General features: G+C 57.8%; 7 protein-coding genes and 1 pseudogene. 1 reads left to right on the top strand and 7 read right to left on the bottom strand.

Annotated elements, in window-relative coordinates; translation table 11 throughout:
• Positions 1–38 precede the first annotated feature (38 nt).
• A complete protein-coding gene (locus tag B7444_RS06745; RefSeq protein WP_035729422.1) occupies positions 39–785 on the top strand; it encodes a dienelactone hydrolase family protein in 747 nt (248 codons plus the stop codon).
• 40 nt (positions 786–825) lie between these two features.
• Here the strand turns inward: B7444_RS06745 and B7444_RS06750 are convergent, their stop codons facing one another.
• The 7 genes and pseudogenes from B7444_RS06750 to B7444_RS06775 all read right to left on the bottom strand — a co-directional run bounded on the left by B7444_RS06750 (position 826) and on the right by B7444_RS06775 (position 8,382).
• Positions 826–1,662 (bottom strand): aldo/keto reductase, encoded by an 837-nt coding sequence (locus B7444_RS06750; RefSeq protein WP_007281745.1) that lies wholly within the window; start codon positions 1,660–1,662, stop codon positions 826–828.
• Positions 1,663–1,822: 160 nt separating this feature from the next.
• A complete protein-coding gene (gene murA / locus B7444_RS06755; RefSeq protein ID WP_007281747.1) occupies positions 1,823–3,079 on the bottom strand; it encodes a UDP-N-acetylglucosamine 1-carboxyvinyltransferase in 1,257 nt (418 codons plus the stop codon).
• A gap of 13 nt (positions 3,080–3,092) precedes the next feature.
• A complete protein-coding gene (dcd, locus tag B7444_RS06760) occupies positions 3,093–3,644 on the bottom strand; it encodes a dCTP deaminase (protein WP_007281748.1) in 552 nt (183 codons plus the stop codon).
• A 72-nt stretch (positions 3,645–3,716) separates the two neighbouring features.
• The gene (locus B7444_RS06765; RefSeq protein WP_007281749.1) at positions 3,717–4,619 is read right to left on the bottom strand and encodes a DMT family transporter; all 903 of its coding nucleotides are present in this window, start codon (positions 4,617–4,619) and stop codon (positions 3,717–3,719) included.
• A gap of 8 nt (positions 4,620–4,627) precedes the next feature.
• A complete protein-coding gene (locus B7444_RS16340) occupies positions 4,628–4,807 on the bottom strand; it encodes a hypothetical protein (protein WP_146911251.1) in 180 nt (59 codons plus the stop codon).
• Positions 4,794–5,996, bottom strand: coding sequence for a glycosyltransferase family 4 protein (locus B7444_RS06770; protein WP_007281751.1), 1,203 nt, complete (start codon positions 5,994–5,996; stop codon positions 4,794–4,796). The genes B7444_RS16340 and B7444_RS06770 overlap by 14 nt, the downstream gene beginning before the upstream one ends.
• A 160-nt stretch (positions 5,997–6,156) precedes the next feature.
• Positions 6,157–8,382 (bottom strand): annotated as a pseudogene (locus tag B7444_RS06775) (pyrroloquinoline quinone-dependent dehydrogenase).
• Between the last annotated feature and the right edge of the window lie 27 nt (positions 8,383–8,409).

Genomic DNA, 8,409 nt, shown 5'->3' on the forward strand with positions numbered 1-8,409 from the left:
TGATTGTCTGAAACCATCTCCAGGACCGGAATTGCCGCATGATCATCAAAACTGACGAAACAGTCGATCTTCAGACGCCAACCGGCTCCATGCGCGTACATGTGTTCCGCCCTGTTCAGGAAGGGCGTTTTCCCGCTGTCATCCTGTATTCAGAAATCTATCAGGTGACAGCCCCCATCGAACGGCTTGGTGCCATGATTGCGGGTCAGGGCTATATCGTCGCCATTCCCGAAGTTTATCATGAGTATGAACCCGCCGGGACGGCCCTCGCCTATGACAAGGAAGGAACGGACCGGGGGAATAACCTGAAATATACCAAGCCAGTTTCTGCCTTCGACAGTGACACGGCAGCAATCATTGCATGGTTACAGGAAAATCCTCTCTGCACTGGTGCCATCGGGGCTTTCGGCGTCTGTCTTGGCGGTCATCTTGCCTACCGTGCAGCGCTTCACCCTGCCATTCGCGCGACGGCCTGTTTCTATGCGACGGATCTACACTCAGCAACGCTCGGCGCAGGAAAGTCCGATGATTCCCTTGCCAGGGCCACGGACATCAAGGGTGAGCTGATGATGGTCTGGGGTCAGTCTGACCCTCATGTCCCCTATGCGGGGCGCCGGATTATCCGGGATCGACTGGAAGACGCTGGCGTTGCGCTGGAATGGCATGAGGTCAACGGTCAACATGCTTTCCTGCGCGACGGCGCACCGCGCTTTGATGCTGCCCTCTTCCTTCAGGCCATGAACTGGACGAACAATCTGTTTCAACGCGCCCTGACACGCGGATAAAACAAAAAAGGGGCTTCCGTTTCTGGAAGCCCGCATGTTCTCAGAACTCTTCGTAAACAGCAGGATCCTGATTCTTGAGGCGCCCGTCAGGGCGAGCCAGCGTGGCAATCGCTGCCATGTCTTCATCCGTCAGGGTGAAGTCAAAAATGGACCTGTTTTCTATCTGTCGTTTCGGTGTTGCCGATTTGGGAATCGGAACAGACCCAAGCTGATGATGCCAGCGCAGGATGACCTGACCGACACCCTTTCCAACCCTCTTTGCGATCTTCTCCAATAGTGGGTTGGTCAGCAGATCATTGGCACGCCCCAATGGACTCCAAGCCTGCGTGACGATCCCATGATCATGATTCCATTTCCGCATTTCATCCTGCGGAAAATAGGGGTGAAGTTCGATCTGGTTGATGGACGGCAGCACGCCCGTCTCAGCTTCAAGGCGTTCCAGATGCTCTGGCAGGAAGTTGCACACGGCAATGGAGCGGATTTGCCCCCGCTTCTTAGCCTCAATCAGGGCTTTCCAGGCTTCCACATATTTGCCCTGCTTCGGGTTCGGCCAGTGGATGTAATACAGGTCGTAATAGTCCACCTGCGCGCGATACAGGGACTCTTCAATCGTCGTCAGAGCCTCGTCATAGGCATGGTGTCGCCCGGGTAGCTTTGAAGCGATCCGTAACGTCTTGCGGTCACGCCCACTTTCCTTCACGGCACGACCAACGGCTCCTTCGTTTTCATAATTAAAAGCACTATCCAGCGCGTCATAGCCAACATTCAGGGCACTTTTCATCGCCTCAACACCCGCGGCACCATTCAGCTTGTATGTTCCGAACGTCATGGCTGGAAACGTGGTACCATCATTTAGGGTGAGTGTCGGGATCGGCATATTCTGGTCCTTCTGACTGTCTGGTCAGAATAGTACGCATGACGATGGAAAGACGTTTCATGCCGATGCATGTTTGTGCATGCACCTCCGCGCGTCAGAAACAAAAAAAAGGCCCCTGTCCTTTTCAGGATAGGGGCCTTTTTGAGACGCTACAGTCAGATCAATCTGAAACGCGAGCAATATCTGCACCGCAGGCTGCAAGCTTGCGATCCACACCCTCATAACCGCGATCAAGATGATAAATACGGCTGAGCTGCGTCTCCCCTTCAGCCGCCAGGCCGGCAAGGATCAAAGAGAAAGACGCCCGAAGATCGGTCGCCATGACCGGCGCGCCAGAGAGCTTTTCCACCCCACGGATAATGGCGGAACGGCCATGCGGATTGATCCGCGCGCCCATCCGGTTCAGTTCGGGAACATGCATGAAGCGGTTTTCGAAGATCGTTTCCGTAATCATGGAAGCGCCTTCAGCCACGGACAACATGGCCATGAACTGGGCCTGCATATCTGTCGGGAAGCCAGGATACGGCTCCGTCATGATGTCCACGCCCTGAAGACGGCCCGTTCGACGCACGCGCAGACCACGAGCCTCTTCCGTCACTTCCACGCCGGTTTCTTCCAGCGTGCGAACAACAGCGCCAAGATCATCTGCACAGCCGCCAACCAGCAGCAGATCGCCTCCGGTGATGCCCGCAGCACAGGCATAGGTGCCGCATTCGATACGGTCCGGCATGACGGCATATTCTGCACCGTGAAGGGCTTCAACACCTTCGATGATCAACGTACCCGATCCGGCACCCGTGATTTTTGCGCCCATCGCATTCAGGCAGTTCACCAGATCGGTAATTTCCGGCTCACGCGCGGCATTCATGATCTCGGTGCGCCCCTTGGCCAGCGTAGAGGCCATAAGCAGGTTCTCGGTCGCACCCACACTGGCAAACGGCAGGACGATCCGATCGCCCTTCAGGCCATTCGGAGCACGCGCGTTGATATAGCCATTTTCCAGACGAATTTCAGCACCCAGCGCCTCAAGACCCTTGAGATGCATGTCCACCGGACGCGTTCCAATTGCGCAGCCGCCCGGGAGCGAGACCTTGGCTTCACGCGCACGCGCCAGCAGCGGACCAAGCACGAGAATGGAGGCGCGCATCTTGGAAACGACGTCGTATGGCGCTTCGACAGAGGCAATCTCGCCACCAATGGACAACGTGCGCGGACCAGCATCGTCAACCGCAATGCCCAGACGTGTCAGCAGGTTGCGCATCGTCTTGATGTCGGCAATCTGCGGCACGTTGGACAGGACGAGGCGCTCGGCCGTCAGCAGGCCGGCCACCATGAGCTTGAGGCCGGAATTTTTCGCACCGCCGATCTCGATTTCGCCCACAAGGCGACGGCCACCGCGAATAATGAAACGATCCATAACTATGCGCTCCTTACAGGCGAGGCGTCGTTACGCCAGACTGGCGCATGTATTTACCGGCACGATCTGCATAGCTGACTTCACAGGGGCTCGCGCCCTGGAAGAACAGGAACTGGCAGATCCCTTCATTGGCGTAGATGCGGGCTGGCAGCGGCGTGGTGTTGCTGATCTCGATCGTGACCTGCCCCTCCCACTCCGGCTCCAGCGGTGTGACATTCACGATGATGCCGCAGCGGGCATAGGTGGACTTGCCGAGGCAGACAACCAGCGTGTCCCGCGGGATGCGGAAGTATTCCACCGTATGCGCCAGCGCGAAGCTGTTCGGGGGAATCGTGATGTCCCCCGTTCGCGTTACGAAGCTGTTTGCTGCAAAATTCTTCGGGTCCACGATGGCACTGTCAACATCCGTGAAGATCTTGAAATCTTCAGCGACGCGAGCATCGTAACCATAGGACGACAGACCGTAGGAAATAACGCCTTCCCGTTTCTGGTTTTCCACAAACGGTTCGATCATGCCGTGTTCTTTGGCCATCTGGCGGATCCAGGTATCAGGCATGATCGGCATGGACGCATTAACTCCTACGCGTGGGGATCGATCTGCTCTACCGATAGCAGCCCGATCACGCAATGTGTCGGTTCAGCCATTTTCCGTGAGGTGCTGTTGCCTTTTGACAAGCCAACGCGGTCTCATTTCGCTGGCCAGCACCCCACAGACAATCAAACCCGCCCCGAGAAGAGTCGTGGCTGGAAGCTGATCCCCCGCAATCCAGCCCACCAGACCGCCCCAGACAGGCTCGCCAGCATAAATAATAGCGGCTTTTGAAGGGGGCACGGATTTTTGGGCCCAGTTCATGACAAGCTGCACCAATGCACTGAGGCTCCCCAGCGCTGCGGCGCACGCAACCCAGATCCACGAGAAAGCCGGGACGTGCTCTCCCATGATCGGCATGAGCAACAGGGCGAACAAACCGCCTCCGGCAAGCTGGCACACCGTGATTCGGCGGCTATCCACGCCTTGAGCAAATAGACTGATCAGCACAATCTCGCTTGCAACCGCGCAGGCTGCGAGAACCGTCAGAAGATCACCATGGCTGAATGTCAGATTCAGAGCCTCCGGACCAGCCAGAGCAATCAGGCCAGCAAAAGCCAGACCTATACCAATCCAGCTCATGAAATGGGGAGGCTTGCGCAGGATTGCCCACTGAAACAGAGGCACCAGGGGAACATAAAGCGCCGTAATGAACGCCGATCGACTGCTGCTGACAAACTGTAAGCCAGCACTCTGGAACACATATCCAACCGAGAGCGCTATACCGATGATGAACCCGGAGCGGATTTCCCGTCGGGTCACACCAGCCATATGCTTTCCCGCCAGGCAGGCGACCATAAAAGCAGCCATCAGAAACCGCACACCTACGAAGAAGAGTGGTCCGCTATGTTGCATGGCGAGATGCAGAACGAGAAACGTTCCGCCCCACAGGGCCGTCACCCCTGTCAGAGCCAGTTCCTGCGGCGTGGGAGTTGCCAGACGAAATTTCACCCTCAGGCTCAGTTTTCTGAGGAGGACGAAGGCGTTGCCGGACGGATACGTTGTTGCTGCTTACGGCGCAGCAGATTGGCACGAAGAGCTTTGGCTTCCCGCTCTGCACGGGCATCCCGGGCGGCCTTTGCCTTGTCCGTCAGGTGGACGGGCTGTTTATCGTTTTCGGAGCTGTCAGGTGTCATCATTCTGTCCATCGAAAGACGCTCGAAGGTGCGTTCCAAGCAACTCGTCATATACACCGAGCGTCGCGGACTGCATCTGCCGGATCGTATAATTCTGCAAGACGTGCTGGCGGGCATTCTCGGCGAGGTATGCCCGTGTCTCGTCATCAATCGAAAGCGTGGCCGCGAGAGCTTCCGCCAGGGCCTTTGGATTGTCTGGCGGGACAACCAGCCCGGTCTGGCCGGGAAGGACAGTCTCCATCATGGCGCCCTGTGCCGTCCCGATCACAGGCTTTCCCATCATCTGGGCTTCAACCAGAGTACGGCCAAAAGGCTCCGGACGCAGGGAAGGAGCCACCACAACCGTTGCCAACGCATAGGCTGCAGGCATGTCCTGACAGGTTCCACCAAAACGGACACACTCTTCCAAGCCCAGTTCCCTTACACGCTGCCCAAGCGAGCGTGCGAACTTCCGGTCCGTTTCTGGCCCGGCAAGAACACAGATCCAGGGTTCAAGAGCCGTCTGCTTCAAGAGGGCCAATGCGTCCACCAGAACGCGTTGACCCTTCCATGCCGTCAGACGCGCAGGCATCAGAATGACATGGGCACCATGCGGGATGGTCCATGTTTCGGCCAGCTTCTGGATGCGCTCACCCGAGATGGCTGCGGGATTGAAGAGGAGTGGATCGGCACCACGCGGAATGGTTCGAAGACGATCTGCCTGAACGCCGTACTGCCCTGAAAGACGCCCGGAAATGTAGTGCGAAATTGCGATGACCCTTGCACCCCGGGCCAGCACCGAATTGTAGAATTTCTTGCCCCACCAGCCAGCCTCGTGGACGCCATGCCACGTTGTCACGAAAGGAATGTTCTCGCGGCGGCAGGCGAGCCAGGCGGCCCATGCCGGAATACGGGACCGGGCGTGAACCAGATCAACCTGCTGCTCCCGGATCAGTTTCTGGAGTTCACGGGCACGGCGCCGAACAGAAAACGGCGATTTCGATTTGAGATCCAGCGGCACATGCACTGCTCCGACGTGGCGGAGTTGCACAAGAAGAGGACCCGTCTTCGAAGCGACAATGGCCTTGCCACCAGCCTGTGTGATGGCAGCCGCAATTTCAATAGCTCCCCGCTCCAGGCCGCCCGTGCTGAGGGCTGGCAGAACCTGCAAGATAACGGGGGAGTGGGCAGTCATGAGGGTGCGACGAGCCATTCTGAAAGTACGAGCCAGACGAAGCCCCGTTTCAGACTGCCCGCTCGCTGGAAAGAGCCAAAAACGTCAAAAGGAGACTTCCCTGCATGGCTAGCACGAAAGTCTCCTTCTGACGATGGAGTGTGGCGGATATGCATGACACATCCGCCACAGGACTTAATTACTGCTTGATGGCATCCGGCAGTGCGTAAACCACAAGCTGGTCAGACACTGGCGTCATCATGAAGTGATGACCGCCAGCCATGATGGCAACGTACTGGTGACCATTGGCTTCATACGTCATCGGATTGGCCTGACCGCCGCCGGGGAGGACTGCGCTCCAGACAACCTTGCCAGTGTGTTCATCAATCGCGCGGATCTGGTTATCCGTTGCCGCACCGATGAAGATCAGACCGCCACCGGTCACAACCGAACCACCATTGTTCGGAGTGCCGATTTCCCATGGCAGACCTGTTGGCAGACCCCATGGACCGTTGGCGCGAGCCGTTCCGAGCGGATGCTGCCACAGAACCTTCTGGCCGTGCTTCATGTCGATGGCTGTGATCATACCGTAGGGCGGACGGTTGCACATCATGCCCGTGTACTGATCCCAGAACGGTGTCACGACGATACCGTAAGGCGTTCCGTCCATGGCGCCGTTACCTTCGGCACCACCGCCACCTGGCTTGAAGTTGGGGTCATCGATCGGCATCAGGCCGAGGGAGTCTGCCTTCTTGCGGGTTACGAGCTGGTCGTACATCGGTGTGATGTTCCAGTTCGCAATCAGGATGCCGGACTGCGGATCATAGGACATGGAGCCCCAGTCACTGCCACCGTTATAGCCCGGATATTCAATCCACGGCTTGTCAACGCTCGGTGGTGTGAACTCACCCACATAGTTCGCACGGCGGAACTTGATACGGCAGAAGAGCTGATCGATGGGGGACATACCCCACATGTCTGTCTCTTTCAGATCCGGCACGCGAAGGGCCGGCATCCCGACGGACCATGGCTGCGTCGGAGAACGCGGGTCACCCGGAATAACACCAGGGGACGGAGCTGGGCGTTCTTCAACCGGCAGAATTGGCTTGCCGGTACGACGGTCAAGCACGAACGTCTGGCCACGCTTGGTCGGCATGATGAGAGCAGGAACCGTCTGGCCATCCGGGCCAGGCATATCCATCAGGGTCGCCTGTGAACCGATGTCATAATCCCAGACGTCCTTATGAGCCGTCTGGAAGACCCAGCGCGGAGAACCCGTCTTGACGTCAATGGCGACAACAGCGGAGGACACCTTGTTTTCAGCATCACTACGCAGGGCGCTGTAATAGTCAGCAGCAGAGTTCCCTGTCGGGACGTAAACGAGACCCTCCTCGTTGTCGCCTGTCAGGGTAGCCCAGGAATTCGGCGTTCCACGGCTGTAATGACGGTTACCCGTAGGCTGGCTGTGATCGTCCGGATTGTTGACGTCCCAGGCCCATACGAATTTGCCACTTTCAGCATCGTAACCACGGATCACACCGGACGGAGCCCAGCGGCGCTGACCGTCGAGCACTTCGTGGTTTACAACCACGACGCCGTTGATGACCGGTGGAGGTGCCGTCATGGAGACGAAGCCCGGAACAGACTCACCCAGACCCTGCATCAGGTTGACCTGACCACCATGACCGAAATTAGGGCAGAAATCCCCTGTCTCCGCGTCAACCGCAATCAGACGCATATCCAGCGTGCCTTCGATAAGGCGATTGTGGCAGGGCTGGCCTTCCGGCACCACGGAGGACGTGAAATACGTCACACCCTTACAGGCAGCGGTATAGGGAATGGAGTGGTATTTGACATCCACGTTCCGACGCCAGATCTGCTTACCCGTAGCCGGATCCAGCTTGATGATGTCGTTCATGGCGGAACATGTGTAGAGACCGTCACCAACCTTGATCGGCGTGGTTTCGGCGGCCCATTTGTTCACCTGTCCCGGACGCGGATAACTCCCCGTGTGGTAGACGAAAGCGACCTTGAGCTTGCTTGCGTTCTCAGGCGTGATTTCCGAAAGCGGAGAGTATCGCGTCTGATGATCGTCACGTCCGTAAGCAACCCAGTCTCCACGTGCCGGATTGGCACTCTGCTGCGGAGCCATGGCCGGGACCTGCGAGGGATCGATTGACTCAATGTCCGGCAGGTTGGCTGCGTTTACGCCAGGAGCCTGCGGGGCATATAGGGCGACGGTCCTGCGAAGTAGCTCTGACTTTTCGGAGAGTTTTCGGTGGGCTCGCTCGCATTTCCTGGCCCAGGAACTGACGAGGAAGGTTCCGCCGCCAGCCCCTGCGGGAGCAAACTGTGCATGAGCGATGAGCGGCGAACAGGCAAGGGCGAGTCCTGCGGCTGTTGCTAGAAGGTAAGGCCGGCGCATCAGACGGCTCCTCTGAGAGTACGACGG

This window comes from Gluconobacter thailandicus F149-1 = NBRC 100600 (genome assembly GCF_000964465.1).
In the GTDB taxonomy this organism is placed as follows: domain Bacteria; phylum Pseudomonadota; class Alphaproteobacteria; order Acetobacterales; family Acetobacteraceae; genus Gluconobacter; species Gluconobacter thailandicus.

Coding starts and splice junctions, on each gene's coding strand:
- B7444_RS06745 (WP_035729422.1), top strand. CDS start 39: ATGATCATCAAAACTGACGAAACAGTCGATCTTCAGACGCCAACCGGC.
- B7444_RS06750 (WP_007281745.1), bottom strand. CDS start 1,662: ATGCCGATCCCGACACTCACCCTAAATGATGGTACCACGTTTCCAGCC.
- murA (WP_007281747.1), bottom strand. CDS start 3,079: ATGGATCGTTTCATTATTCGCGGTGGCCGTCGCCTTGTGGGCGAAATC.
- dcd (WP_007281748.1), bottom strand. CDS start 3,644: ATGCCGATCATGCCTGATACCTGGATCCGCCAGATGGCCAAAGAACAC.
- B7444_RS16340 (WP_146911251.1), bottom strand. CDS start 4,807: ATGATGACACCTGACAGCTCCGAAAACGATAAACAGCCCGTCCACCTG.
- B7444_RS06770 (WP_007281751.1), bottom strand. CDS start 5,996: ATGGCTCGTCGCACCCTCATGACTGCCCACTCCCCCGTTATCTTGCAG.